This window comes from Pseudomonas sp. F-14 TE3623 (assembly GCF_053629015.1).
Genome location: NZ_JBRJHM010000001.1, coordinates 1958467 through 1985438 on the forward strand (window position 1 = coordinate 1958467; position 26972 = coordinate 1985438).

Annotated in this window: 23 protein-coding genes; 16 read left to right on the plus strand and 7 right to left on the minus strand. The window is 58.6% G+C overall.

The window, feature by feature from the left end; translation table 11 throughout:
• Nucleotides 1-2: 2 nt before the first annotated feature.
• The 7 genes from AB7M29_RS08795 to map form a co-directional block, all read right to left on the minus strand.
• Nucleotides 3-434, minus strand: a complete 432-nt coding sequence (locus tag AB7M29_RS08795; RefSeq protein ID WP_454246720.1) for a SufE family protein — start codon at nt 432-434, stop codon at nt 3-5.
• Nucleotides 431-1636: an aminotransferase class V-fold PLP-dependent enzyme gene (locus AB7M29_RS08800; RefSeq protein WP_454246721.1), complete on the minus strand. Its 1206-nt coding sequence runs from the start codon at nt 1634-1636 to the stop codon at nt 431-433. The genes AB7M29_RS08795 and AB7M29_RS08800 overlap by 4 nt, the downstream gene beginning before the upstream one ends.
• Nucleotides 1637-1782: 146 nt before the next feature.
• Nucleotides 1783-2817, minus strand: a complete 1035-nt coding sequence (gene dapD / locus AB7M29_RS08805; RefSeq protein ID WP_452625122.1) for a 2,3,4,5-tetrahydropyridine-2,6-dicarboxylate N-succinyltransferase — start codon at nt 2815-2817, stop codon at nt 1783-1785.
• Nucleotides 2818-2850: 33 nt separating this feature from the next.
• A complete protein-coding gene (locus AB7M29_RS08810) occupies nt 2851-3213 on the minus strand; it encodes an ArsC family reductase (protein ID WP_052966424.1) in 363 nt (120 codons plus the stop codon).
• A 258-nt stretch (nt 3214-3471) separates the two neighbouring features.
• On the minus strand, nt 3472-4671 hold the full coding sequence (gene dapC / locus AB7M29_RS08815; protein WP_454246722.1) for a succinyldiaminopimelate transaminase: 1200 nt from the start codon (nt 4669-4671) through the stop codon (nt 3472-3474).
• A 167-nt stretch (nt 4672-4838) separates the two neighbouring features.
• The gene (locus AB7M29_RS08820) at nt 4839-7541 is read right to left on the minus strand and encodes a [protein-PII] uridylyltransferase (protein WP_217856744.1); all 2703 of its coding nucleotides are present in this window, start codon (nt 7539-7541) and stop codon (nt 4839-4841) included.
• Between the two features lie 45 nt (nt 7542-7586).
• Nucleotides 7587-8369: a type I methionyl aminopeptidase gene (map, locus tag AB7M29_RS08825; RefSeq protein WP_052966361.1), complete on the minus strand. Its 783-nt coding sequence runs from the start codon at nt 8367-8369 to the stop codon at nt 7587-7589.
• 373 nt (nt 8370-8742) lie between these two features.
• On the opposite strand from map, the gene rpsB reads away from it, so the two are divergent.
• From rpsB to dnaE, 16 genes are all read left to right on the plus strand, one after another.
• The gene (gene rpsB / locus AB7M29_RS08830) at nt 8743-9480 is read left to right on the plus strand and encodes a 30S ribosomal protein S2 (RefSeq protein WP_007907989.1); all 738 of its coding nucleotides are present in this window, start codon (nt 8743-8745) and stop codon (nt 9478-9480) included.
• 192 nt (nt 9481-9672) lie between these two features.
• Entirely contained in the window at nt 9673-10536 is an 864-nt protein-coding gene (gene tsf, locus AB7M29_RS08835; RefSeq protein WP_123719849.1) for a translation elongation factor Ts, read from the plus strand.
• A gap of 210 nt (nt 10537-10746) precedes the next feature.
• On the plus strand, nt 10747-11490 hold the full coding sequence (gene pyrH, locus AB7M29_RS08840) for a UMP kinase (RefSeq protein ID WP_003172271.1): 744 nt from the start codon (nt 10747-10749) through the stop codon (nt 11488-11490).
• Nucleotides 11487-12044 (plus strand): ribosome recycling factor, encoded by a 558-nt coding sequence (gene frr, locus AB7M29_RS08845; protein WP_007907979.1) that lies wholly within the window; start codon nt 11487-11489, stop codon nt 12042-12044. The genes pyrH and frr overlap by 4 nt, the downstream gene beginning before the upstream one ends.
• Nucleotides 12045-12057: 13 nt before the next feature.
• Nucleotides 12058-12813 carry a polyprenyl diphosphate synthase gene (gene uppS, locus AB7M29_RS08850; protein WP_008015050.1) on the plus strand — a complete coding sequence of 252 codons (756 nt, stop codon included), beginning with the start codon at nt 12058-12060 and terminating at the stop codon, nt 12811-12813.
• Complete coding sequence (locus tag AB7M29_RS08855; protein ID WP_217856742.1) at nt 12813-13616, plus strand: phosphatidate cytidylyltransferase; 804 nt, start codon at nt 12813-12815, stop codon at nt 13614-13616. Before uppS ends, AB7M29_RS08855 begins: the two co-directional genes overlap by 1 nt.
• Nucleotides 13613-14803 carry a 1-deoxy-D-xylulose-5-phosphate reductoisomerase gene (ispC, locus tag AB7M29_RS08860; RefSeq protein WP_052966364.1) on the plus strand — a complete coding sequence of 397 codons (1191 nt, stop codon included), beginning with the start codon at nt 13613-13615 and terminating at the stop codon, nt 14801-14803. The genes AB7M29_RS08855 and ispC overlap by 4 nt, the downstream gene beginning before the upstream one ends.
• A gap of 50 nt (nt 14804-14853) precedes the next feature.
• Nucleotides 14854-16206: an RIP metalloprotease RseP gene (gene rseP, locus AB7M29_RS08865; protein ID WP_052966365.1), complete on the plus strand. Its 1353-nt coding sequence runs from the start codon at nt 14854-14856 to the stop codon at nt 16204-16206.
• Between the two features lie 72 nt (nt 16207-16278).
• Nucleotides 16279-18654 carry an outer membrane protein assembly factor BamA gene (bamA, locus tag AB7M29_RS08870; RefSeq protein ID WP_217856740.1) on the plus strand — a complete coding sequence of 792 codons (2376 nt, stop codon included), beginning with the start codon at nt 16279-16281 and terminating at the stop codon, nt 18652-18654.
• 45 nt (nt 18655-18699) lie between these two features.
• Nucleotides 18700-19203 carry an OmpH family outer membrane protein gene (locus AB7M29_RS08875; protein WP_007907155.1) on the plus strand — a complete coding sequence of 168 codons (504 nt, stop codon included), beginning with the start codon at nt 18700-18702 and terminating at the stop codon, nt 19201-19203.
• 3 nt (nt 19204-19206) lie between these two features.
• Nucleotides 19207-20262, plus strand: a complete 1056-nt coding sequence (gene lpxD, locus AB7M29_RS08880; RefSeq protein ID WP_217856739.1) for a UDP-3-O-(3-hydroxymyristoyl)glucosamine N-acyltransferase — start codon at nt 19207-19209, stop codon at nt 20260-20262.
• 108 nt (nt 20263-20370) lie between these two features.
• Nucleotides 20371-20811: a 3-hydroxyacyl-ACP dehydratase FabZ gene (gene fabZ / locus AB7M29_RS08885; protein WP_007940511.1), complete on the plus strand. Its 441-nt coding sequence runs from the start codon at nt 20371-20373 to the stop codon at nt 20809-20811.
• On the plus strand, nt 20808-21584 hold the full coding sequence (gene lpxA / locus AB7M29_RS08890; protein ID WP_008010226.1) for an acyl-ACP--UDP-N-acetylglucosamine O-acyltransferase: 777 nt from the start codon (nt 20808-20810) through the stop codon (nt 21582-21584). Before fabZ ends, lpxA begins: the two co-directional genes overlap by 4 nt.
• Before the next feature lie 2 nt (nt 21585-21586).
• Complete coding sequence (gene lpxB, locus AB7M29_RS08895) at nt 21587-22714, plus strand: lipid-A-disaccharide synthase (protein WP_217856737.1); 1128 nt, start codon at nt 21587-21589, stop codon at nt 22712-22714.
• A complete protein-coding gene (rnhB, locus tag AB7M29_RS08900) occupies nt 22714-23355 on the plus strand; it encodes a ribonuclease HII (RefSeq protein WP_008072671.1) in 642 nt (213 codons plus the stop codon). Before lpxB ends, rnhB begins: the two co-directional genes overlap by 1 nt.
• Before the next feature lie 82 nt (nt 23356-23437).
• Nucleotides 23438-26959: a DNA polymerase III subunit alpha gene (gene dnaE, locus AB7M29_RS08905; protein WP_454246723.1), complete on the plus strand. Its 3522-nt coding sequence runs from the start codon at nt 23438-23440 to the stop codon at nt 26957-26959.
• Nucleotides 26960-26972: the final 13 nt, after the last annotated feature.

The window sequence follows — 26972 nt, forward strand, 5'->3', positions numbered from 1 at the left end:
GATCATTCCCACGCTCTGCGTGGGAATGATCCGTGCGCTAGCTCACGCATTCGCTGTAGCACGGCATTAAGGCCATTGCTGCGCGACGACGACAACTGCCGCGACAGCCCCAGCTGATTAAACCAATCCGGCAAATCCACCTGTTGCAGCTCGGCAGCGGACAACCCATTGACCCGCGCCAGCAGCAGCGCCACCAACCCGCGAATCAGCCGCGCATCGCTGCTGGCGCTGAACTGCCAATGACCGTCCTGCAGCGCGCCGACCAGCCACACCTGGCTTTCACAGCCATGCACGCGGTTGGCCTCGACTTTATCCACATCGCGCAACGCTGGCAGGCGGTCGCCCCATTGCATCAGCAACCGCGCCCGCTGTTCCCAACTCGCAGTCTTCTGAAAAGTATCCAGCGCCATGACGGCATCGACGGGCAAGGTCATCGCAACAACTCCAGGGCCTGATCGAGCGCTTCAAAAAAGCGCTCAAGGTCTTCGGAATCGTTGTACAACGCCAACGACACCCGAATCGCCCCGGCCAGTTCAAAGCTTTTGAGTAACGGCATGGCGCAATGATGACCGGCGCGAACGGCGATTCCCTGTTCGGTCAGCAAATGTGCCAGATCAGCGTTATGCACACCCTCGACGACAAAACTGGCCAGCGCCAGTTGCGGCTTGCCCAGCAACCGGATGCCGTTGCGCGCCTCAAGGCCTTTGAGCAAATAGTCATGCAACGCGGCTTCGTGGGCGGACACGGCGTCCTGATCCAGCCCGGCCAGATAATCCAGGGTCGCCCCCAGGCCAATCACGCTGGAAATCGGTGGCGTACCCGCCTCGAACCCCAGCGGCGCAGGACGAAAGCGTGCGTCGTGGTAGTTGGCATCCAGCACCATTTCGCCGCCGAACTGCCACGGACGCAGTTGCTCAAGCGCTTCATGACGACCGAACATCGCACCCAGGCCATCCGGGCCGTAGAGCTTGTGGCTGGAAAACACATAGAAGTCGCAGCCCAGCGCCTGCACGTCATGCCGACCATGCACCACGCCTTGAGCGCCGTCGACCACGGTCATTGCATTGTGTGCCTTGGCCATCGCCAGTAACGCGGGCAATGGCTGCCAGGCACCGAGCACGTTGGACAGCTGGCTGACCGCTAACAGGCGTGTACGCGGGCCGATCAGGCAAGCGGCGGCTTCAAGGTCAATCAAACCGTCGGCATCCAGCGGCAGGATCACCAGCTTCAAGTCGCGACGGTGGGCCAGTTGCTGCCACGGCAACAGGTTGGCGTGATGCTCCAGAGCGCTGATGACAATTTCATCGCCCGGATTGAATACGTGTTCCAGGCCATAGGCCAGGAGGTTCAGCGCGGACGTCGCGCCGTGGGTAAAGATGATCTGTCCGCAATCGCCGGCATTGAGCCATTGCGCAACTTTGCTGCGGCTGTCCTCGAACGCCTGGGTGGCATGGGCGCCGGGCAAGTGTTGCGCCCGATGCACGTTAGCCGCGCCATTGGCGTAGTAATGCGCCAGGGCATCCAGCAGGGCTTGAGGTTTTTGCGTGGTGGCGGCGTTGTCCAGATAAGTCTGGTCTTGCCGTTGCAATGCGGCGATGGCCGGAAAATCGGCGCGCCAGGGAGAGGGAATCATCATGCTATTGGGCCCTGGTGAACATGGGCGGGTGGAACGCCTGACCTGTGTAGGAGCAGAGCTTGCTCGCGAAGGGGCCCTTGAGGTCGCCAAAAGCTTCGCGGGCAAGCCTCGCTCCTACAAGATCAGGTGATCGTTTGACGCTCTGCTTAGTTGTGAGCGTGCAGCGCTTCGTTCAGTTCGATGGCCGATTTGTGGGTTTTGCACTCCACGGCACCGGTCTCCGAATTGCGGCGGAACAGCAGGTCAGGCTGACCGGCCAGTTCACGGGCTTTAACGACTTTGACCAGTTTGTTGTGCTCGTCCAGCAGCGCAACCTTGGTGCCGGCGGTCACGTACAGGCCCGACTCAACAGTGTTGCGATCGCCCAGCGGGATACCGATACCGGCGTTGGCGCCGATCAGGCAGCCTTCGCCGACCTTGATCACGATGTTGCCACCACCCGACAGGGTGCCCATGGTCGAGCAACCGCCGCCCAGGTCCGAACCCTTGCCAACGAACACGCCCGCCGAGACACGACCTTCGATCATGCCCGGGCCTTCGGTGCCGGCGTTGAAGTTGACGAAACCTTCGTGCATCACGGTGGTGCCTTCGCCCACGTAAGCGCCCAGACGAATACGCGCCGCGTCAGCGATACGCACGCCGGCCGGTACCACGTAGTCGGTCATTTTCGGGAACTTGTCCACCGAGAACACTTCCAGCAGCTCGCCGCGCAGGCGGGCTTCCAGTTGATGCTCGGCCAGTTCGGCCAGGTCGATCGCGCCCTGGCTGGTCCAGGCCACGTTTGGCAGCAGCGGGAACACGCCGGCCAGGTTCAGGCCATGCGGTTTGACCAGGCGATGGGACAGCAAATGCAGCTTGAGGTAAGCCTCAGGCGTGGAAGTCAGCTGAGCGTCTTCGGCCAAAATAGTGGCGACCAATGGCTTGTGGCTCTCAGCCAGACGGGTCAGCAGCGCAGCCTGGGCAGCGTCGACGCCTTTCAGCGCTTCGGCCAGTTGGGACGCCTGAGCGGTGCTGAAGGCGATGGCCTGATTGCCTTCGGTGTAGCCCAGAACCGGCGCAATGGCAGCGACCAGTTCGGCCGACGGGTTGAGCAGTGGCTGCGCGTAAAACACCTCCAGCCATGCGCCTTGACGGTTTTGAGTGCCGACACCAAAGGCCAGGCTGAACAGGGTAGTGGACATGTTGATACCTCTAACAAAATGGAACGGGCTGCCTTACTTGAGTGCGGCCGCGTAGATATCTGGCTTGAAGCCAATCAGGGTTCGGTCACCGAGATCGAGCACCGGGCGCTTGATCATCGAGGGTTGCGCGAGCATCAGTTCGATGGCTTTCGGCTGGTCGAGATCGGCTTTACGTTCGTCGTCGAGCTTGCGAAAGGTCGTGCCTGCACGGTTCAACACCACTTGCCAGCCGTGCTCGTCGCACCATTGGTTCAGGTGTTCACGGTCGATTCCTACCGTTTTGTAATCATGGAAGTCGTAGTTGACAGCGTGTTCATCGAGCCAGGTGCGCGCCTTTTTCATGGTGTCGCAGGCTTTGATGCCGAAAAGGTGCAACGTTTTGCTTGAAACGGTCAAGGAATTGCCCCCTTTGCAGGTGCTGAAAATAAAAGGTGACGGATTATGCCATGACCGGACGGTTTCGCGTCGGCTGTGGTCGGGTTTGTCTTTTGACTTGGCGCCATCAGATGTTTCGTGCGACATCGGGGCAGCGGTCAGACTTCAGTCTAAACGGCAAATATGGCACTTCAAATGGGGGCAACGATTGCTGGGGCGACGTGTGCGTTTGAAGGCGCTGCGGGCGCAGCGCCTGGAATTTATGTCGGCGCGAGGCTGTTATTTGCGGCGCTGTATGAAATTGCGAATGCGTTCGGCCGCTTCTACGCATTCAGCCAGCGGTGCCACCAGCGCCAAACGCACACGCCCGGCACCCGGATTGACGCCATCCACGTCGCGGGACAGATAGGAGCCCGGCACGACAGTCACGTGTTCTTGCTCGAACAGATCCCGGCAGAACGCCGCATCATCGCCATCCACACTAGGCCACAGGTAGAAACCACCGTCCGGACGCTGCACATCCATCACCGGGCTGAGAATCTCCAGCACCGCATCGTATTTCTCGCGATACAGCGCGCGGTTGGCGCGCACATGCACTTCATCATTCCATGCGGCAACGCTGGCCAGTTGGGTCTGAACCGGCATCGCGCAGCCGTGGTAGGTGCGATAGAGCAGGAAGCCTTTGAGAATATCTGCATCGCCGGCGACAAAACCTGAACGCAGGCCCGGCAGGTTGGAGCGCTTGGACAGGCTGTGGAACACCACGCAACGCTTGAAGTCCTTGCGGCCCAGTTCCACGCACGCACTGAGCAGGCCTGGCGGTGGGGTTTGTTCGTCGAAATACAGCTCGCTGTAGCACTCGTCGGCGGCGATCACGAAGTCGTATTCGTCGGCCAGGGCGATCAGCTTCTTCAGGGTGTCGACAGGAGTCAGGGCACCGGTCGGGTTACCCGGCGAGCACAGGAACAGGATCTGGCAGCGTTTCCAGATGTCTGGCGAAACGGCGTCGAAATCCGGGTTGAAGCCGTTTTCATCCAGGCATGGCAGGTAATGCGGCTTGGCACCGGCGAGGAACGCGGCACCTTCGTAGATCTGATAGAAAGGGTTCGGGCTGACCACCAAGGCCTCGTCGCCACGATTGACCACGGTCTGGGTGAAGGCGAACAGCGCTTCACGGGTGCCGTTAACTGGCAACACGTTGCGCGCAGGGTCGAGCCAGCCGTTCGGGACGCTGAAGCGACGTTCGCACCAGGCGGCAATGGCTTCACGCAGGGCCGGGATGCCGAGGGTGGTCGGGTATACGGCCATCTGATCCAGATTACTCGCCAGTGCTTCGGCGACGAAGCTCGGCGAACGGTGTTTCGGCTCGCCGATGGACAGCGCGATGGCGCGTTTGTCCGGGTTTGGCGTAACGCTGCCGAGCAGGGCGCGGAGCTTTTCGAACGGGTAGGGCTGCAACTGGTTCAGAGCGTTGTTCATGGAGGCCTCGTTCAATGTGGGGGCGAGCTTGTGGCGAGGGGGCTTGCCCCCGTTGGGCTGCAAAGCAGCCCCAAATTCTCTGATGTACCAAAGATCTTGTGAGTGCTACGCACTCAAACGGGGCAAGCCCCCTCGCCACAGGCGCTCCCACAGGGAAAGTTATTAATTCAGATACTGAGTCGCGACAGTTTGATATCGGGTTCCTGGCTGACGCTCAGCTGCTTGACGATTGCATCCTGCAAACGGCTGCACAGCAACGGGTCGGACAGCGGCTGATTGTTCGCGTCGGTGATGAAGAACACGTCTTCCACGCGCTCGCCCAGAGTGGCAATCTTGGCGTTCTGCAACGACAGGTCGAACTCGAGGAAGATCGTGCCGATCCGTGCCAGCAGGCCGGGGCGATCCGGGGCGCTAAGCTCCAACACGGTCACCGGACGCTGAGCGTCGTTGTGGATCGTCACCTGTGGCGCAAACGCGAAATGCTTGAGCTGGCGTGGCACCCGACGCTGGATGATGGTCGGGTAGTTGTCCGGGTTGCGCAGGGCTTCGGTCAGACCTTCGCGGATCTGCTTGACCCGTGCCGGGTTGTCGCCGATCGAGTCGCCATCAGTGTCGAGCACGATATAGGTGTCGAGGGTGAACTGGCTGCTGGAGGTGATGACCCGGGCGTCGTGAATGTTCAGATTGAGCTGGTCCATCGCCGCCACCGTCACGGCGAAGAAGTCGTGCTGGTCCGGTGCATAGATGAATATCTGCGTACCGCCCTCGAACTCGCGCTGGGTGGTTTCCTTGATCAGTACCAGCGGGCCGCCATCGGCTGGCTGCTGCAGGATCGCATCAGTGTGCCAGGCCACATCGCCGGCGGTGTGGCGCAGGAAGTAGTCATCGCCCAATTGCGCCCACAACTGCTCGACATCGTCCGGGTCGTTGCCGCCGCGTACCAGAATGTCCAGTGCAGCGCTCTGGGTCTGGCGGATCTGCTCTTCGCGATCCACCGGGTTTTCCAGGCCACGACGCAAGGCGCGCTTGGTCTCGGTGTAGAGCTGGCGCAACAGACTCGCGCGCCAGGAGTTCCACAGCGTCGGGTTGGTCGCGTTGATGTCCGCAACGGTCAGCACATACAGATAATCGAGGCGGGTTTCATCGCCGACGGTCTGTGCGAAATCGTGAATCACGTGTGGGTCGGACAGGTCCTTGCGCTGGGCCGTGGTCGACATCATCAGATGGTTCTGCACCAGCCACACGATCAGGCGGCTGTCCCACACCGGCAATTGGTGGCGCTGGCAAAAGGCTTCGGCATCCACTGCGCCGATTTCCGAATGATCGCCATGCCGACCCTTGCCGATGTCGTGATACAGACCGGCCAGGTAAATCAGCTCGGGTTTGGGCAGTTTGGCCATGAGCTTGCTGGCCAGCGGGAATTTTTCCGACACCTGGGTGTACTGCAACTTACGCAGGTGCTTGATCAGGTTCAGGGTATGCGCGTCGACCGTATAGATGTGAAACAGGTCATGCTGCATCTGCCCGACAATGAAACCGAACTCCGGCAGATAGCGCCCAAGGATGCCGTAACGGTTCATCCGCCGCAGATTGCGGTGGATGCCGATCTTGCACTTGAACAGCTCGATGAACAGGCTGGTATTACGAATATCGTTGCGGAAATCGTCATCGATCAAATGACGATTCTCGCGCAGCAGGCGGATGGTATCGGCGCGTACGCCTTTGATCTCCGGTTGCTGGGCCATCAGCACAAAGATCTCGAGCATGGCGAATGGCGTACGGCGGAACACGTTGTCGCTACGCGCCTCGATGTAGCCGTCGTGCAGCTGGAACCGCGAATTGATCGGTTGCGGTGGTGCTTCGTCTTCGGGGGCCAGGATCACTTCTTCGAAGTGCTGGATGATCAGGTCGCTGAGCTGGGCAATGCTCATGACCACCCGGTAGTACTGCTGCATGAAGTTTTCGATGGCTTGTTTGGCGTCATTGCCTTTGAAACCCAGCAGCCCTGCAATCGAGCGCTGGTGATCGAACAGCAGGCGGTCTTCGGAGCGGCCGGCGAGCATGTGCAGGGCGTAACGTACCTTCCACAGAAACTCCTGGGACGAGGCCAGCAGGGCGTTTTCGCTCTCCACCAGGAAACCTTCACCCGCCAGGGCCCGCAGGTTCAGGGTGCCGTATTCGCGACGGGCCACCCACAGAATCGTCTGAATATCCCGAAGACCACCGGGCGAGCCTTTGACGTTGGGTTCCAGGTTGTATTCAGTGTCGTTGTATTTGTGGTGACGGGCCTTTTGCTCGGCGCGCTTGGCCAGGAAGAAGTCCTTGCTCGGCCACATGTGCGCGGTGCTGGTGACATCCAGCATGCGCTGACGCAGACGCTCGGGGCCGCAAATGGTGCGGCTTTCCATCAGATTGGTGACGACCGTCAGGTCGGCACGGGCCTCGACGGCGCATTCGTCTACCGAGCGAACGCTCTGGCCGACTTCCAGGCCGATGTCCCACAGCAACGTCAGAAAGCGTTCGATGGAGTCCCGAAAAATTTCGTGATCGGCGCTGTCCAGCAAAATCAGCAGATCAATGTCGGAATAGGGGTGCAACTCGCCGCGACCGTAGCCGCCGACCGCCACCAGGGCGATATCGGCGTCTTCGCTCCAGTTAAACTGTTCCCAGGCCTGTTGCAGGATGTTGTCGATAAACCAGGCGCGATCCTCGATCAGCCGGCGAATGTCCCGGCCACTGCGAAACCGCTCGTCGAGCACCTCGCGGGCCTGACGGATCGCCTTCTTGAAAGCAGCAATAGGGCTTGCCTTCAAGGCCAGTTCAGCCTGGAACTGGCCGCGGTCGAAGAGTTCGGGATCCACCTGCGGCATCGATTGGCTTTCCTTTCTATAAGGCTGGGAACGGAGCGGGCGGGATCAGGCCGAAACGCGCGGGATAGTATCGTCGCTGCGCAAAGTGAAGATCTCATAACCGGTTTCGGTCACCAGCAGCGTGTGTTCCCATTGTGCCGACAGCTTGCGGTCCTTGGTAATGGCGGTCCAGCCGTCGCCCAGCACTTTGGTGTCGGCCTTGCCTTGGTTGATCATCGGCTCGATGGTGAAGGTCATGCCGGCTTTCAGTTCCATGCCGGTGCCGGCGCGGCCGTAGTGCAGGATCTGCGGTTCTTCGTGGAACACCTTGCCGATGCCGTGGCCGCAGAACTCGCGAACCACCGAGAAGCCGTTCTTTTCCGCGTGCTTCTGGATCACTTCACCGATATCGCCCAGGCGGCAGCCGGGTTTGACCAGTTCGATGGCCTTGTACATGCATTCCTGAGTCACCTGGGACAGACGCTCGGCCCAGACCGGCACGGAACCGACGTGGAACATGCGGCTGGTGTCGCCGTGGTAGCCGTCTTTGATCACGGTGACGTCGATGTTCAGCGTGTCGCCATCCTTCAACGGTTTCTCGTTCGGGATGCCGTGGCAGACCACGTGGTTGATCGAGGTGCAGATCGACTTCGGGAAGCCTTTGTAGTTGAGCGGGGCAGGGATGGCTTTCTGCTCATTGACGATATAGTCGTGACAGATGCGGTCCAGTTCTTCGGTGGTGACACCCGGTTTGACATAATCAGCAATCATTTCCAGCACATCGGCGGCCAATTTGCCGGCGATCCGCATTTTTGCGATGTCCTCTGGGGTTTTGAGGGTGACGGTCATACAGGCTCTCTCTGCGCTCAATGGCGCCTTCTAAAACGAAATGGGCATTGCGCGAATAATTGTCGCGACCCTGAAAAACACGATTCTATCAGACGATCAGCGCAAATCTGAGCCTCTGTGCATCGCTTCTCTTTATAGGATGGCGCATTCTGGGGGGATTCCAAGGCGGGGGCCAAAAGCTTTCCCCAGGTTTGCAGAATCCGGGTTCCGTTTTTTTCTGCCTTGTGATATAAAATGCGCCGCTTTCCGGGGATACCCTAGAAAGCTTAAATCCACACACGTGTCGACACGATGACCTGGGTGCCTTCAGCTGATGCTGCTGGTTGGTCATTGGGATACGTGGAGGCCAAACCCGACTTATTAAGGAACTATCATGTCCCAAGTCAACATGCGCGATATGCTGAAGGCCGGTGTGCACTTCGGTCACCAGACCCGTTACTGGAACCCGAAAATGGGTAAATACATTTTCGGCGCGCGTAACAAGATCCACATTATCAACCTTGAAAAAACCCTGCCAATGTTCAACGAAGCTCTGACTTTCGTAGAGCGTCTGGCCCAGGGCAAAAACAAGATTCTGTTCGTCGGCACCAAGCGTTCCGCTGGCAAGATCGTTGCTGAAGAAGCAGCACGTTGCGGTTCGCCGTACGTCGATCACCGCTGGTTGGGCGGCATGCTGACCAACTTCAAAACCATCCGTGCTTCCATCAAGCGTCTGCGTGACCTTGAAGTGCAAGCCGAAGACGGTACGTTCGCCAAGCTGACCAAGAAAGAAGCGCTGATGCGCACTCGCGATCTTGAGAAGCTGGATCGTTCCCTGGGTGGTATCAAGGACATGGGCGGTCTGCCAGACGCTCTGTTCGTTATCGACGTTGATCACGAGCGCATCGCGATCACCGAAGCCAACAAGCTGGGCATCCCGGTTATCGGCGTAGTCGATACCAACAGCAGCCCGGAAGGCGTTGACTACATCATCCCAGGCAACGATGACGCAATCCGCGCTATCCAGCTGTACATGGGTTCGATGGCTGACGCTGTAATCCGCGGTCGCAACCACGTTGCTGGCGGCACCGAGCAGTTCGTTGAAGAAGCTCCGGCAGCTGCAGCTGAGTAATTGACGCCCTGGCGTTGACTCAGTAAGCAAAAAGGGGGCTTGGCCCCCTTTTTGCCACCTCGAAAACCATTTGTGAGCAGCGCAGCTACAGCATTTGTAACGTGCAGCGGCTAACAAGGGTGGTTCGGGAAGAATTGAACGCCCGTTCGATCGGGTGGAATGGTTGAAAACCTATCCAAGAGGAATTTTAAAATGGCAGAGATTACTGCAGCGTTGGTCAAAGAACTGCGCGAGCGTACCGGCGAAGGCATGATGGACTGCAAAAAGGCCTTGACCAAGGCTGGCGGCGACATCGAAAAAGCCATTGATGACATGCGTGCTTCGGGCGCCATCAAGGCTGCCAAAAAAGCTGGCAACGTTGCCGCTGAAGGCGCGATCGCTCTTAAAGAAGACGGTAAATCCGCCGTTCTGCTGGAAGTGAACTCGCAGACCGACTTCCTGGCCCTGCAAGACGACTTCAAGGCATTTGTTGCTTCCAGCGTAGAAAAAGCGTTCGCTGACAAGCTGACTGACGTCGCTCCGCTGATCGAATCCCAAGAAGCCGATCGTCTGGTTCTGGTGGGCAAGGTTGGCGAAAACGTCAACATCCGTCGCCTGGCTCGCGTTGAAGGTGATGTTGTTGGTGGTTACCTGCACGGCAACAAGATCGGTGTCGCGGTTGTTCTTAAAGGCGGCAACGTTGAGCTGGCCAAGGACATCGCTATGCACGTAGCGGCCACCAACCCTGAATTCCTGCTGCCATCGGAAGTTTCCGCTGAAGCGGTCGAGCGCGAGAAAGGCGTGTTCCTGACCCTCAACGCTGACAAGATCGCTGGCAAGCCAGAAAACATCGTTGAAAACATGGTCAAAGGTCGTATCAGCAAGTTCCTGGCTGAAGCGAGCCTGGTTGAGCAGGCGTTCGTCAAGAACCCTGAAATCAAGGTTGGCGAACTGGCCAAGAAAGCCGGTGCAGAAATCGTTTCTTTCACCTACTTCAAAGTAGGTGAAGGCATCGAGAAGCCGGTCGACAACTTCGCTGAAGAAGTTGCTGCCCAGCTGGCTGCCGCCAAGCAATAAGACGGTTTTTTAACTGTCGCCCTGAAGAGGCTGCCCGCTCACGCGCGCAGCCTCTTTTCAGATGGGGTTGCCAATTTTAATTGGTTTCCTTTTGGAACTGGCTTACAAAGCCATGTTCCGATGGCGCTGAAGCAGTGCCAAGCTAGAGTGAACGCCAGCTGTAAACAGCTCGCAAAGAATTTTTAAAATACGCCGCAGGAGAGATTCGCAATGGCTCAGCAGGGCAGTGGTTATCAGGCTCGCTATAAACGCATTCTACTCAAGCTTAGCGGCGAGGCCCTGATGGGCTCGGAAGAGTTCGGGATCGACCCCAAAGTTCTGGATCGCATGGCGCTGGAAGTTGGCCAACTGGTCGGCATCGGTGTTCAGGTCGGTCTGGTGATTGGTGGTGGCAACCTGTTCCGCGGCGCGGCGCTCAGCGCGGCGGGCATGGATCGGGTTACTGGCGACCACATGGGCATGCTGGCCACTGTGATGAACGCCTTGGCGATGCGCGATGCGCTGGAACGTGCCAATATCTCGGCCATCGTGATGTCGGCCATTTCCATGGTTGGTGTGACCGATCACTACGATCGCCGCAAAGCCATGCGCCACCTGAACGCCAAGGAAGTCGTGATTTTTGCGGCCGGTACTGGTAATCCGTTCTTCACCACGGATTCGGCAGCCTGCTTGCGTGCAATCGAAATCGACGCTGACGTCGTGCTCAAGGCAACCAAGGTCGATGGCGTTTACACGGCTGATCCATTCAAAGACCCGCATGCCGAGAAGTTCGATCATCTGACTTATGATGAAGTACTGGATCGCAAGCTGGGTGTAATGGATTTGACGGCTATTTGCTTGTGCCGCGACCACAAGATGCCGTTGCGCGTATTTAACATGAACAAGCCCGGCGCCCTACTGAACATCGTACATGGCGGCGCTGAAGGGACCCTGATCGAGGAAGGCCAACAATGATCAACGAAATCAAGAAAGACGCTCAAGAGCGCATGAAAAAATCCGTGGAATCGCTGGCGCATAACTTCGGTCGTATTCGTACGGGCCAGGCGCACCCAAGCATTCTGGAAGGTGTGATGGTTCCGTACTACGGCTCCGATACTCCGATCAAACAGGTGGCGAACATCACCGTTAAAGACGCCCGTACCCTGCAAGTAGTTGCCTTCGAGCGCAACATGCTGGGTGCCGTCGACAAAGCCATCGGTAGCGCGGGTCTGAACCTCAACCCGACCAACCTGGGTGAGTTGCTGCTGATCTCCATGCCGGCCCTGACCGAAGAAACCCGCAAGGGCTTCACCAAGCAGGCTCGCGATGTCGCTGAAGATGCCCGTGTTGCGGTGCGCAACATCCGTCGTGATGCGAACAGCCAGCTCAAGGATCTGGTCAAGGAAAAGGAAATCAGCGAAGACGAAGAACGTCGCGCTACTGGCGAAATTGATGATCTGACCAAAAAGTACGTGGCTGAAATCGACGCGAATTTGGCGCAGAAAGAAAAAGACCTGATGGCCGTATAAGGGTCACGTTTTAATGGATAAGACAAAGCAGACTGCGCCGTCCGCGGTGCCGCGCCATGTCGCGATCATCATGGATGGTAATAATCGCTGGGCGAAAAAACGCTTTATGCCGGGTGTCGCCGGGCATAAAGCGGGTGTGGATGCAGTGCGTGCGGTAATCGAGGTGTGTGCCGAGGCCAAGGTCGAAGTACTGACCTTGTTCGCCTTCTCCAGCGAGAACTGGCAGCGCCCGGCCGATGAGGTCAGTGCCTTGATGGATTTGTTCTTCAAGGCGTTGCGTCGCGAGGCCAAGCGCCTCAACGACAACAACATCAGTTTGCGCATCATTGGCGATCGTTCGCGTTTTCACCCGGAGCTTCAGGCCGCCATGCGCGAAGCCGAGGCGATGACTGTCGGTGCCAACCGCTTTGTCCTGCAGATCGCCGCCAACTACGGCGGTCAGTGGGATATCGCGCAAGCCGCGCAGCGCCTGGCCCGAGAAGTTCAGGCCGGGCATCTGCGTCCGGAGGACATTACCCCTGAGCTGCTGCAAACCTGTCTGGCGACCGGTGATCTGCCGTTGCCGGACTTGTGCATCCGTACCGGTGGCGAGCATCGCATCAGCAACTTCCTGCTGTGGCAACTGGCTTACGCCGAGTTGTACTTCTCCGACCTGTTCTGGCCGGACTTCAAACACGACGCCATGCGCAATGCGCTAGCTGATTTCGCTTCTCGCCAGCGTCGCTTCGGTAAAACGAGCGAGCAGGTCGAGGCTGGAGCCCGGGTTTAATGCTTAAACAACGAATCATCACGGCGCTGATCCTGCTGCCGATCGCCTTGGGCGGGTTTTTCCTGCTCGAAGGGTCCGGTTTTGCGCTGTTCATCGGGCTGGTGGTGACGCTCGGGGCATGGGAGTGGGCGCGCCTGGCAGGTTTCACTGCTCAGTCGATCCGCGTTGCCTATGCAGCTGTGGTCGCGTTGATGCTGTTTGTCATGCACATCCTGCCGGGGCTCGCGCCTTGGGTGTTGGGCGCTTCGGTGCTCTGGTGGGGCGTGGCCACGTACTTGGTGTTGACTTATCCACAGTCCAGCGAACACTGGGCTAGCGCAGCCTGCAAGCTGGTAATCGGTTTGTTGATTCTGTTACCCGCCTGGCAAGGTCTGGTGTTGATCAAGCAGGAGCCCTTGGGTAACTGGCTGATCATGGCGGTGATGGTGCTGGTCTGGGGTGCTGATATCGGTGCGTACTTTTCCGGCCGGGCCTTTGGCAAACGCAAACTGGCGCCACAGGTCAGCCCTGGCAAGAGCTGGGAAGGCGTGTACGGCGGCTTGCTGCTGAGTCTGGTGATTACAGCAATCGTCGGTTTTGTGCGGGACTGGAGTTTCGCTCAGATGTTGATGGGCCTGTTCGGTGCCGCAATTATCGTATTCATTTCAGTGGTGGGCGACCTCACCGAAAGCATGTTCAAGCGCCAGTCGGGGATCAAGGACAGCAGTAATCTGCTGCCCGGCCACGGCGGCGTCCTGGACCGCATCGATAGCCTGACGGCGGCGATTCCGGTATTCGCTGTGCTGCTGTGGATGGCAGCATGAGCCGCCCACAACAGATTACCGTGCTGGGAGCGACCGGTTCGATTGGTCTGAGTACTCTCGACGTCATTGCCCGTCATCCCGAGCGTTATCAGGTTTTCGCCTTGAGCGGTTTCACTCGTTTGAGTGAGTTGCTGGCGCTGTGTGTGCGTCATTCGCCGCGCTTCGCGGTCGTGCCGGAATCTGCCGCTGCCCGGGGCTTGCAGGACGATTTGCGCGCGGCCGGTCTGTCGACCCGCGTTCTGGTGGGGGAGGAGGGCTTGTGTCAGGTCGCCTCCGATCCGGAAGTCGATGCGGTGATGGCGGCCATTGTTGGTGCTGCAGGCTTGCGTCCGACCCTGGCGGCGGTCGAGGCCGGCAAGAAAATTCTTCTGGCCAATAAAGAAGCACTGGTGATGTCCGGTGCGCTGTTCATGCAGGCCGTGCGCAAAAGCGGTTCAGTGCTGCTGCCGATCGACAGCGAGCACAACGCGATTTTCCAGTGCATGCCACAGGATTTCGCCCGTGGACTTGGTGCGGTCGGTGTGCGCCGGATTTTACTGACAGCCTCTGGCGGCCCGTTCCGGCAGACGCCAATGGCCGAGCTGGCGCATGTTTCCCCCGAGCAAGCGTGTGCGCACCCGAATTGGTCCATGGGGCGCAAGATTTCGGTGGATTCGGCCAGCATGATGAACAAAGGGCTCGAGCTGATCGAGGCCTGCTGGCTGTTCGACGCCACGCCTTCCCAGGTCGAAGTGGTGATTCACCCGCAGAGCGTGATTCATTCGCTGGTCGACTACGTCGATGGCTCAGTGTTGGCGCAGTTGGGCAATCCGGACATGCGCACACCGATTGCCAATGCCCTGGCCTGGCCAGAGCGAATCGACTCGGGTGTTGCGCCGCTGGACCTGTTTGCCATCGCTCGCCTGGATTTCCAGGCGCCGGATGAAGAACGTTTCCCTTGCCTGCGCCTTGCGCGTCAAGCCGCCGAGGCTGGCAACAGCGCGCCGGCCATGCTCAATGCCGCGAATGAAGTGGCTGTGGCGGCCTTTCTCGACGGACGGGTTCGCTACCTGGAAATCGCGAGTATTATCGAGGAAGTGTTGAACCTCGAGCCTGTGGTTGCGGTAGATGATCTCGAGGCAGTGTTTACGGCTGATGCGAAAGCACGGGTACTGGCCGGGCAATGGCTGAGCCGTCACGGGCGATAAGTGCTGCAATACGTTGCCCCATGCAGCACCGATAGTTGCGGAGAAAATACATGAGCGCGCTCTATATGATTGTCGGCACCCTGGTAGCGCTGGGTGTGCTGGTTACCTTCCACGAGTTCGGCCATTTCTGGGTCGCGCGTCGCTGTGGGGTCAAAGTGCTGCGCTTCTCCGTGGGCTTCGGCATGCCGCTGCTGCGCTGGCACGACAGCAAAGGCACTGAATTCGTGATCGCCGCCATCCCGTTGGGTGGCTACGTGAAGATGCTCGACGAGCGCGAAGGCGAGGTCCCGGCCGATCAAGTCGATCAATCCTTCAATCGCAAATCTGTCCGTCAGCGCATCGCCATCGTTGCAGCCGGCCCGATCGCCAACTTTCTATTGGCAATGGTGTTTTTCTGGGCATTGGCAATGCTGGGCAGCGAGCAGGTGCGGCCGGTTATCGGTGCGGTCGAGTCCGGCAGTATTGCCTCCAAGGCAGGTTTGAGCCCGGGCCAGGAAATTATGGCCATCGATGGCGAGCCAACCTCCGGTTGGGCCGCGGTGAACCTGCAGCTGATCCGTCGTCTGGGTGAGAGCGGTTCCCTTCAATTGCTGGTCCGCGAACAGGGCTCCACGGTGGACTCACCCCGTGAGCTGGTGCTGGACAAGTGGCTCAAGGGTGCTGAGGAGCCAGATCCGATTCGCTCGCTGGGTATTCGTCCTTGGCGTCCGGCGTTGCCTCCAGTCCTGGCCGAATTTGATCCGAAAGGGCCGGCGAAGGCTGCGGGCCTGAAGCCGGGTGACCGCTTGTTGGCCCTTGATGGCAAGGCGCTGGACGACTGGCAGCAAGTAGTCGATATCGTCCGTATGCATCCGGATACCAAAATCATGCTGCGTGTCGAGCGCGATGGTGCTCAAATCGACGTCCCTGTGACGTTGGCCGCTCGCGGCGAGAGCAAGTCACCCAGTGGTTATCTGGGCGCCGGGGTGAAAGCGGTCGATTGGCCACCAGAGATGATTCGCGAAGTCAGTTACGGTCCGGTGGCTGCGATTGGCGAGGGTGCCCGACGTACCTGGACCATGAGCGTACTGACCCTCGATTCGCTCAAGAAAATGTTGTTCGGTGAGCTCTCGGTAAAAAACTTGAGTGGACCGATAACCATTGCTAAAGTGGCGGGCGCTTCTGCCCAGTCGGGCGTCGCTGATTTCCTGAATTTCCTTGCTTATCTGAGTATTAGCTTGGGGGTTCTGAATTTGTTGCCCATTCCTGTACTGGATGGGGGGCATTTGTTGTTTTATCTGATCGAGTGGGCGCGTGGTCGTCCCTTGTCGGATCGGGTGCAAGGTTGGGGGATACAGATCGGAATCAGTTTGGTGGTCGGGGTGATGTTACTTGCTCTGGTCAATGATCTGGGTCGACTGTAACGCTTCGCTGAATTGCGAATCTGCCGCATTTTGCGGCAGTTTTTATTGCCAGTTGGAATAAGAAAGGACTTCATGAAACGTCTGCTGCTAACTGCGGTTCTCACCGTATTGATGATCGCCGAAGTTCACGCCGAGTCCTTCACTATCTCTGATATTCGGGTCAATGGCCTCCAGCGGGTCTCCGCGGGTAGCGTCTTTGGTGCCTTGCCGTTGAACGTCGGCGAACAGGCGGATGATCGTCGCCTGGTGGAATCCACTCGTGCGTTGTTCAAAACCGGGTTCTTTCAAGATATCCAGCTGGGTCGCGATGGCAACGTCCTCGTTATCACTGTAGTCGAGCGTCCGTCGGTCGCCAGTATCGAGATCGAAGGCAACAAGGCGATCTCCACTGAAGACCTGATGAAGGGCCTCAAACAATCCGGTCTGGCCGAAGGCGAGATCTTCCAGCGCGCCACCCTTGAAGGTGTGCGTAACGAGCTGCAGCGTCAATACGTCGCTCAGGGCCGTTACTCGGCCACCGTCGATACCGAAGTGGTGCCGCAGCCGCGTAACCGCGTGGGCCTGAAGGTCAACATCAACGAAGGCACCGTTGCAGCTATCCAGCACATCAACGTGGTGGGTAACACGGTTTTTCCTGATGAAGACCTGATCGACCTGTTCGAACTCAAAACCAGCAACTGGCTGTCGTTCTTCAAGAACGATGACAAGTACGCTCGTGAAAAACTCTCCGGTGACCTGGAGCGTCTGCGTTCCTACTATCTGGATCGCGGCTATATCAATATGGATATCGCTTCGACCCAGGTGTCCATCACTCCGGACAAGAAACACGTCTACATCACCGTCAACGTCAACGAAGGCGAGAAGTACACCGTTCGTGACGTCAAGCTCAGCGGTGACCTGAAAGTGCCTGAAGACCAGGTCAAGTCCCTGCTGCTGGTTCAAAAAGGCCAGGTGTTCTCGCGCAAGCTGATGACCACCACGTCCGAACTGATTACCCGTCGCCTGGGTAACGAGGGTTACACCTTCGCCAACGTCAACGGCGTGCCTCAGCCTCACGATGACGACCACACGGTCGACATCACGTTCGCTGTCGATCCGGGCAAGCGTGCTTACGTGAACCGTATCAACTTCCGCGGCAACACCAAGTCCGAAGACGAAGTGCTGCGCCGTGAAATGCGTCAGATGGAAGGTGGTTGGGCTTCGACTTACCTGATCGACCAATCCAAAACCCGTCTGGAGCGTCTGGGCTTCTTCAAGGAAGTCAACGTCGAAACGCCGGCCGTGCCGGGCGTAGACGACCAGGTTGATGTGAACTACAGCGTTGAAGAACAGGCCTCCGGCTCGATTACCGCGAGCGTCGGTTTCGCCCAGAGTGCCGGTCTGATCCTCGGTGGTTCGATCACCCAGAACAACTTCCTGGGTACCGGTAACAAGGTCAGCATCGGTTTGACTCGCAGTGAATACCAGAGCCGCTATAACTTCGGTTATGTCGACCCCTACTGGACTGCTGATGGTGTGAGCCTGGGTTACAACGCTTTCTATCGCACCACAGACTATGACGACCTCGATGTCGACGTGGCCAGCTATGCCGTAGACAGCCTGGGTGCGGGCGTGAGCGTCGGCTACCCGATCAGCGAGACTTCGCGCCTGACCTTCGGCCTGACCGCGCAACAGGACGATATCAAGACCGGCCAGTACACCGTTGACGAGATTTTCGACTTCGTTAACCGCGAGGGCGACAGCTACCTGAACTTCAAGGCTTCGGCCGGTTGGTCCGAGTCCACTTTGAACAAAGGCGTGCTGGCGACCCGTGGTCGTTCTCAGAGCCTGACTCTGGAAACCACCACCCCTGGCAGCGACTTGTCGTTCTTCAAGCTCGATTACCGTGGCCAGCTGTTCCAGCCATTGTCCGAAAACTACACCATGCGTCTGCACACCGAGCTGGGCTATGGCGATGGTTACGGTTCGACCGATGGCTTGCCGTTCTATGAAAACTATTACGCCGGTGGTTTCAACTCGGTGCGTGGCTTCAAGGACAGTACTCTGGGGCCTCGCAGTACACCAAGTACCGGTAAAAACCCGGGGACGTCGGTCGACCCGGACCAGGATCCACTGCCATTCGGTGGTAATGTCCTGATCCAGGGCGGTGTTGAGGTTCTGTTCCCTCTGCCGTTCGTCAAGGATCAGCGCTCCCTGCGTACTTCGGTATTCTGGGACGTGGGTAACGTGTTCGACTCGACGTGCAAAGAGACCAGGAATGCTGACGGTTCCAAGTCCAATACGCAGTGCAACGACATCAGCCTGAGCAACATGGCCAGTTCCGTCGGTGTCGGCGTGACCTGGGTTACCGCACTGGGTCCTTTGAGCTTCGCGTTGGCCATGCCGATCAAGAAACCGGATGACGCTGAGACTCAAGTGTTCCAATTCTCCCTCGGCCAGACGTTCTAAGCGTCTGACCCAAGATAACGACAATGGATTTTGTAGGAGTGCATCGTGCGTAAGTTGACTCAATTGGTTCTCCTGGCGACCGTACTGGTAGCAGGTCCGGCTTTTGCCGACATGAAAATCGCCGTGCTGAATTATCAAATGGCATTGCTGGAATCCGACGCGGCGAAAAAATACGCCGTGGATGCCGAGAAAAAATTCGGCCCGCAACTGACCAAGCTCAAAAGCCTGGAAAGCAGCGCCAAGGGTATCCAGGACCGTCTGATGGCCGGCGGCGACAAGATGCAGCAAGGCGAGCGCGAACGTCTGGAGCTCGAGTTCAAGCAAAAGGCCCGTGATTTCCAGTTCCAGTCCAAGGAACTGAACGAAGCCAAAGCCGTTGCCGATCGTGAAATGCTGAAACAGCTCAAGCCGAAACTGGACAGCGCTGTGGAAGAAGTCATCAAGAAAGGTGCTTTTGACCTGGTCTTCGAGCGTGGCGCAGTGATTGATGTCAAGCCTCAGTACGACATCACTCGCCAGGTTATCGAGCGCATGAATCAGCTGAAGTAACCCATGACAGCGACTATAAAGCTCGGCCAGTTGGCCGAGTTCCTCGGCGCCACCTTACGTGGCGACCCGAAGAAAGAAATTACTGGGCTAGCCACTTTGCAAGAGGCTGGCCCAGCTCAGTTGAGCTTTCTGGCAAATCCTCAATACCGTAAATACCTGGCTGACAGTCAGGCCGCGGCTGTATTGCTGAAGGCCGCTGACGCTGAAGGTTTTGCCGGTGATGCATTGGTGGTGCCGGATCCGTATCTGGCCTACGCGCGCGTTTCCCACCTGTTCGATCCCAAGCCCAAAGCGCCTGCCGGTATTCATCCGACAGCGGTGGTGGCAGTGGATGCAGTGGTCGACCCGGCGGCGAGCATCGGTGCTTTTGCGGTGATCGAAAGTGCAGCGCGTATTGGCGCAGGTGTGACCGTTGGGGCTCATTGCTTCATCGGTGCGCGCTGCGAAATCGGCGAGGGCGGCTGGTTGGCCCCGCGGGTCACGCTGTATCACGACGTGCGCATCGGCAAACGGGTGGTGATTCAATCCGGTGCCGTACTCGGCGGTGAAGGCTTCGGTTTTGCCAACGAGAAAGGTGTCTGGCAGAAAATCGCGCAGATCGGTGGTGTCTCGATCGGCGATGACGTGGAAATAGGCGTAAATACCGCTATCGATCGCGGCGCACTGGCCGATACCGTTATCGGCAATGGTGTGAAGCTCGATAACCAGATTCAGATCGCCCACAACGTCCAGGTCGGTGACCACACCGCCATGGCCGCCTGTGTGGGAATCTCCGGCAGCACCAAAATCGGCAAGCATTGCATGCTCGCCGGTGGCGTAGGGCTGGTGGGGCATATCGAGATTTGCGACAACGTTTTCCTGACCGGGATGACCATGGTGACCCACTCGATTACCGAGCCGGGCTCCTATTCTTCCGGTACGGCGATGCAACCGGCAGCCGAATGGCGCAAAAGCGCGGCCCGTATCCGTCAGCTCGATGACATCGCGCGACGACTACGACAGCTGGAAAAGCGTGTGGGGGACGTGACCCCTGACGGTAATGCTTCATCAGATGGCTGATACCATTTCCATATCAAGTGTGCACAGCCGCTAGACTGCCTCCTTGATTTGCTAGAGGAGTGCGCGTCAGTCGCGCGCTCCCAATCTTTACATAGGCTTCCCCCCGAAATGATGGACATCAACGAGATTCGCGAATACCTGCCTCACCGTTACCCGTTCCTGCTGGTGGATCGGGTCGTGGATCTGGATGTGGAAGGCAAGCGCATTCGCGCCTACAAGAATGTCAGCATCAACGAACCGTTCTTCAATGGTCACTTCCCTGCGCATCCAATCATGCCGGGCGTATTGATCATCGAAGCGATGGCTCAGGCTGCCGGGATCCTTGGTTTCAAAATGCTGGATGTGAAACCTGCAGACGGCACCCTTTACTACTTCGTCGGCTCCGACAAACTGCGCTTCCGTCAGCCGGTGCTGCCGGGCGATCAACTGATTCTTGAAGCCAAGTTCATCAGTTGCAAGCGTCAGATCTGGAAGTTCGAGTGCCAGGCTTCGGTCGATGGCAAGCCAGTCTGCTCCGCTGAAATCATCTGCGCGGAACGCAAACTATGAGTTTGATTGACCCTCGCGCAATCATCGATCCGACGGCCATTCTGGCCGACGACGTCGAGGTCGGCCCTTGGTCGATCATCGGCGCAGGTGTGGAAATCGGCGAGGGGACAGTGATCGGGCCGCATGTGATTCTCAAGGGCCCGACCCGAATCGGTAAGCACAACCGCATCTACCAGTTTTCTTCGGTAGGCGAGGACACGCCCGATTTGAAATACAAGGGCGAAGAAACCCGTCTGGTCATCGGTGACCATAACGTCATTCGCGAAGGCGTGACGATCCATCGCGGGACCATTCAGGATCGTTCGGAAACGACCCTGGGCGATCACAACCTGATCATGGCCTATGCCCACATCGGTCACGACAGCGTTATCGGCAACCACTGCATCCTGGTCAACAACACCGCGTTGGCGGGCCATGTGCACGTTGAAGACTGGGCGATCCTGTCCGGTTTTACCCTGGTTCACCAGTATTGCCACATTGGGGCCCATAGCTTTTCGGGCATGGGCACTGCTATTGGCAAGGACGTTCCAGCCTACGTCACGGTATTCGGCAACCCCGCCGAAGCCCGCAGCATGAACTTCGAAGGCCTGCGCCGTCGCGGTTTCAGCGAAGATGCGATCCACGCGCTACGTCGTGCCTACAAGGTGGTTTACCGCCAGGGCCTGACGGTCGAACAGGCGCTTGCCGAGCTGGCCGAACCCTCGCTTCAGTTCCCGGAAGTCGCTGTATTCCGTGACTCCATCCAGTCTTCGACCCGCGGCATCACCCGTTAACCATGGCCAATTTGCGTATTGCGCTGGTGGCGGGAGAGGCTTCCGGTGACATTCTGGGTGCGGGCCTCATGCGCGCGCTCAAGGCTCGGCATCCGGCAGTCGAGTTCATTGGTGTCGGCGGTCCGCTGATGCAGGCCGAAGGCCTGACGTCGTATTTCCCCATGGAACGCCTTTCTGTCATGGGCCTGGTGGAAGTGCTGGGCCGTTTGCGCGAGCTGTTGGCGCGTCGCAAGAAACTGATCGCGGACCTGATCGCCGAGAAGCCGGACGTGTTCATCGGTATCGATGCTCCGGATTTCAACCTCAATATCGAACTCAAGCTGCGTCAGGCCGGGATCAAGACCGTGCATTACGTCAGCCCGTCGGTCTGGGCCTGGCGGCAGAAGCGGGTGCTGAAGATTCGCGAAGGTTGCGACCTGATGCTGACGCTGTTTCCGTTCGAAGCTAAATTTTATGAAGAGAAGGGCGTGCCGGTGCGGTTTGTCGGCCATTCCCTGGCCGATGCGATTCCGCTTGAGGCTGATCGCGCCGCCGCGCGGGCCGAACTTGGTTTGCCGGATGGGCCGCTGGTCGCCCTGATGCCGGGTAGCCGGGGTGGTGAGGTTGGGCGCCTTGGTGCGCTGTTCCTCGACACCGCCCAGCGCTTGCGCGCCATGCGCCCGGGCGTACGGTTCGTCATGCCATGCGCGAGCCCGCAGCGCCGGGCCCAGCTTGAAGAGCTGCTGGCCGGTCGCGATCTGCCGCTGACCTTGCTCGACGGCAAATCCCATCTGGCCCTGGCTGCTTGCGACGCGGTGTTGATCGCTTCGGGCACAGCTACGTTGGAAGCATTGTTGTACAAGCGGCCGATGGTGGTCGCTTATCGCTTGGCACCGCTGACGTTCTGGATTCTCAAACGGATGGTGAAAAGTCCCTACGTCTCCTTGCCGAATTTGCTGGCCCAGCGCCTGCTGGTGCCGGAGTTGTTGCAGGACGATGCGACGGTAGAGGCCTTGGCCCAGACCCTGTCGCCACTGATCGAAGGTGGCCAGGAGCAGACCCGAGGCTTTGACGAAATCCACCGAACCCTGCGCTTGGACGCCTCCAATCAGGCAGCGGACGCGGTACTGAACCTGATTGGCAGAGCATAATGAGCAAAGCAAGTAAGCAGCTGGGCCTGGATTTTATGCTAGTCGATGAACTTGAAGATCTGGTGGCGGGTGTCGATGAAGTCGGTCGCGGCCCGCTGTGTGGCGCGGTGGTGACGGCGGCGGTGATCCTTGATCCGAGCCGCCCCATCCTGGGCCTCAATGATTCGAAGAAGCTCACCGAAGCTCGCCGTGATGCGCTTTACGACGAAATCTGCGAAAAAGCCCTGAGCTGGTATGTCGCTCGGGCTGAAGTAGAAGAAATCGACGAACTGAACATTCTTCACGCCACCATGCTGGCCATGCAGCGTGCCGTCGAGGGGCTGCACATTCAGCCGAAACTGGCGATGATCGACGGCAACCGTTGCCCGAAACTCTCTATGCGCGCCGAAGCGGTAATTCAGGGTGACGGCAAGGTGCCGGCCATTGCCGCGGCATCGATTCTGGCCAAGGTCAGCCGTGATCGAGAAATGGCGGCGTTCGAATTGATTTATCCGGGTTACGGGATCGGAGGCCATAAAGGCTACCCGACGCCCGTTCATCTGGAAGCGCTGGCCCGCTTGGGGCCGACCCCGATTCATCGCCGCTCGTTCGCCCCGGTCCGCTTGGCGTATGAAGCGCGGGAAAACCTGATCGGTAGTTAGTCGCAGGCTGATGTTTTACTCAAGGCCCGGTACAATCCGGGCCTTGTTGTCTTTACGTTTCTAGTTTCTAGACAGGATCACTATGCCGGCTTCATTCGTTCATCTACGCCTGCACACTGAATATTCCCTGGTCGACGGTCTGGTGCGGATCAAACCGCTGGTCAAGACCCTGGTCGGCATGAACATGCCTGCCGTGGCGGTCACCGACCAGAACAACATGTGTTCCCTGGTCAAATTCTATAAAGCTGCCATGGGGGCGGGGATCAAGCCAATCTGCGGCGCCGACCTGTGGCTGTCGAACAAGGATCCGGACAACTCCTTGAGCCGGATCAGCCTGCTGGCGATGAACGCCGTGGGCTATCGCAACCTCACCGAACTGATCTCTCGCGGCTTCATCGACGGCCAGCGCAATGGCTCGGTCATCATCGAGCGCGAGTGGGTGGCTGAAGCCAGCGAAGGCTTGATCATGCTGTCGGCGGCGAAAGAGGGCGAGATCGGTCTGGCCATGCTCAGCGGTAACCCGGACGAAGCCGAAGCCCTGGCACGCGAGTGGATGGCGGTGTTTCCGGATCGTTTCTATCTGGAAGTCCAGCGCACCAGCCGCCCCAATGACGAAGAGCAACTGCACGGCGCCGTGGCGCTGGCGGCGAAGATCGGCGCGCCGCTGGTGGCGACCAACGATGTGCGCTTCATCAAGCAGGAAGACTTCGAAGCCCACGAAACCCGCGTGTGCATCGGTGAGGGCCGCGCCCTCGACGATCCGCGGCGTTCGAAGAATTACAGCGATCAGCAATACCTCAAAAGCGCCGAGGAAATGGCCGAGCTGTTCAGTGACTTGCCCGAGGCGCTGGAAAACACCGTCGAGATCGCCAAGCGCTGCAACATTGACGTGAAACTGGGCAAGCACTTCCTGCCCAACTTCCCGATTCCCGATGGCATGACCATCGACGAGTACTTCCGCAAGGTTTCCTTCGACGGTCTGGAAGAGCGACTCAGCGTTCTGCTGCCCAAGGACACCACCGAAGACTACGAAGCCAAGCGTCAGGTCTATGTCGACCGGCTGAATTTCGAGCTGGATATCATCATCCAGATGGGCTTCCCCGGTTACTTCCTGATCGTTATGGACTTTATCCAGTGGGCCAAGAGCAACGGCGTGCCGGTAGGTCCGGGTCGTGGGTCGGGTGCCGGGTCGCTGGTGGCCTATGTGCAGAAAATCACCGACCTCGACCCGCTGGAATATGACCTGCTGTTCGAACGTTTCCTTAACCCGGAACGGGTATCCATGCCCGACTTCGACGTCGACTTCTGCATGGACGGCCGTGACCGGGTAATCGATTACGTGGCCGAGAAATACGGCCGTAACGCGGTTAGCCAGATCATCACCTTCGGTTCCATGGCGGCGAAAGCGGTGGTCCGTGACGTGGCGCGGGTGCAGGGCAAGTCCTACGGCTTGGCGGATCGTCTGTCGAAGATGATTCCGTTCGAAGTCGGCATGACCCTGGAAAAGGCCTACGAGCAGGAAGAAATCCTGCGCGACTTCATCAAGGTCGATGAAGAGGCTGCGGAAATCTGGGAGATGGCGCGCAAGCTCGAAGGCGTTGTGCGTAACGTCGGCAAGCACGCCGGTGGTGTGGTGATCGCGCCGACCAAGCTGACCGACTTCTCGCCGATTTATTGCGACGAAGCGGGCGATGGCCTGGTAACCCAGTTCGACAAGGATGACGTCGAGGCTGCCGGTCTGGTGAAGTTCGACTTCCTGGGCCTGCGGACCCTGACGGTCATCGATTGGGCGCTGAAAACCATCAACCGCGATCGCGCCAAGGTCAACGAGCCGCCGCTGGATATCGCTTTTATCCCGCTGGACGACAAACCGACTTACACGCTGCTGCAAAAAGCTGAAACCACTGCGGTGTTCCAGCTCGAGTCGCGCGGCATGAAAGAGCTGATCAAAAAGCTCAAGCCCGACTGCCTGGAAGACTTGATCGCACTGGTGGCCCTGTTCCGTCCGGGCCCGTTGCAATCAGGCATGGTTGACGACTTTATCAACCGTAAGCACGGTCGCGCGGAGCTCGCGTACCCGCACTCGGATTACCAGTACGAAGGCCTCAAGCCAGTCCTGGCGCCGACTTACGGCATCATCCTGTATCAGGAACAGGTGATGCAGATTGCCCAGGTCATGGCCGGTTACACCCTTGGCGGTGCAGACATGCTGCGTCGAGCCATGGGTAAGAAAAAACCCGAAGAAATGGCCAAGCAACGTGGCGGTTTCATTGAAGGTTGCGCCATCAACAATATCGACGCCGACCTGGCCGGTAACATCTTTGACCTGGTAGAAAAGTTCGCCGGTTACGGCTTCAACAAATCCCACTCCGCCGCGTATGGCCTGGTGTCGTACCAGACCGCGTGGCTGAAAACCCATTACCCGGCGCCGTTCATGGCCGCGGTACTGTCGGCGGATATGCACAACACTGACAAGGTCGTGACCTTGATCGAAGAAATTCGCACCATGAAGCTGCGTCTCGACGCGCCGGATGTGAATACTTCGGAGTTCAAGTTCACGGTGAATGACGAAGGCCGCATTATTTATGGTCTCGGCGCAATCAAGGGTGTGGGCGAAGGGCCGGTGGAAGCGATCACCGAGGCGCGTCAGGACGGACCGTTCAAGGATCTGTTCGATTTCTGCGCCCGTGTCGATCTCAAACGGATCAACAAGCGCACCCTGGACGGTTTGATCCGCAGCGGCGCGCTTGATCGTCTGGGCCCGTATTTCCATGACGAACCAAAAGCCTATCAAGCCAGTATCGACCAGAACCGCGCGGTCTTGTTGAACGCGATGGAAGGGGCGATCAAGGCTGCCGAACAAACCGCGCGTACCCACGACAGTGGCCACGCCGATCTGTTTGGCGGCTTGTTCGTCGAGGAAGACGCCGACGTCTACGCCAATCATCGCAAGGCCAAGGAACTGACCCTCAAGGAACGCCTGAAAGGGGAGAAAGACACCCTGGGCCTGTACCTGACCGGTCACCCGATTGACGAGTACGAAGGCGAGATTCGTCGCTTCGCCCGTCAGCGCATCATCGACCTGAAGCCGGCTCGCGATACTCAGACGGTCGCGGGCATGATCATCGCCCTGCGAGTGATGAAGAACAAAAAGGGCGACAAGATGGGTTTCATCACCCTCGACGACCGCTCCGGCCGAATCGAAGCCTCGCTGTTCGCCGACGCCTTCCACTCCGCGCAGTCGCTGTTGCAGACCGACGCGATGGTGGTGGTCGAAGGCGAAGTCAGCAACGACGACTTCTCTGGTGGCCTGCGGTTGCGGGTCAAGCGTGTGATGAGCATGGAAGACGCGCGCACCAACCTGGCCGAAAGCCTGCGCCTGAAATTGCACACCAAGGATTTGAAGGGGGATCAGCTACGCTGGCTGGGCGAGCTGTTCAAGCGCCATCGCGGCGCGTGCCCGATCACCATGGAGTACACCAGTCCCGATGCGAAGGCCTTGTTGCAGTTCGGCGAGACTTGGCGGATCGATCCGGCGGATGCCTTGATTCAAGCCTTGCGTGACCAGTTCGGGCGAGACAACGTCTTCCTCCAATACCGTTGACGGTCAGGTGCCA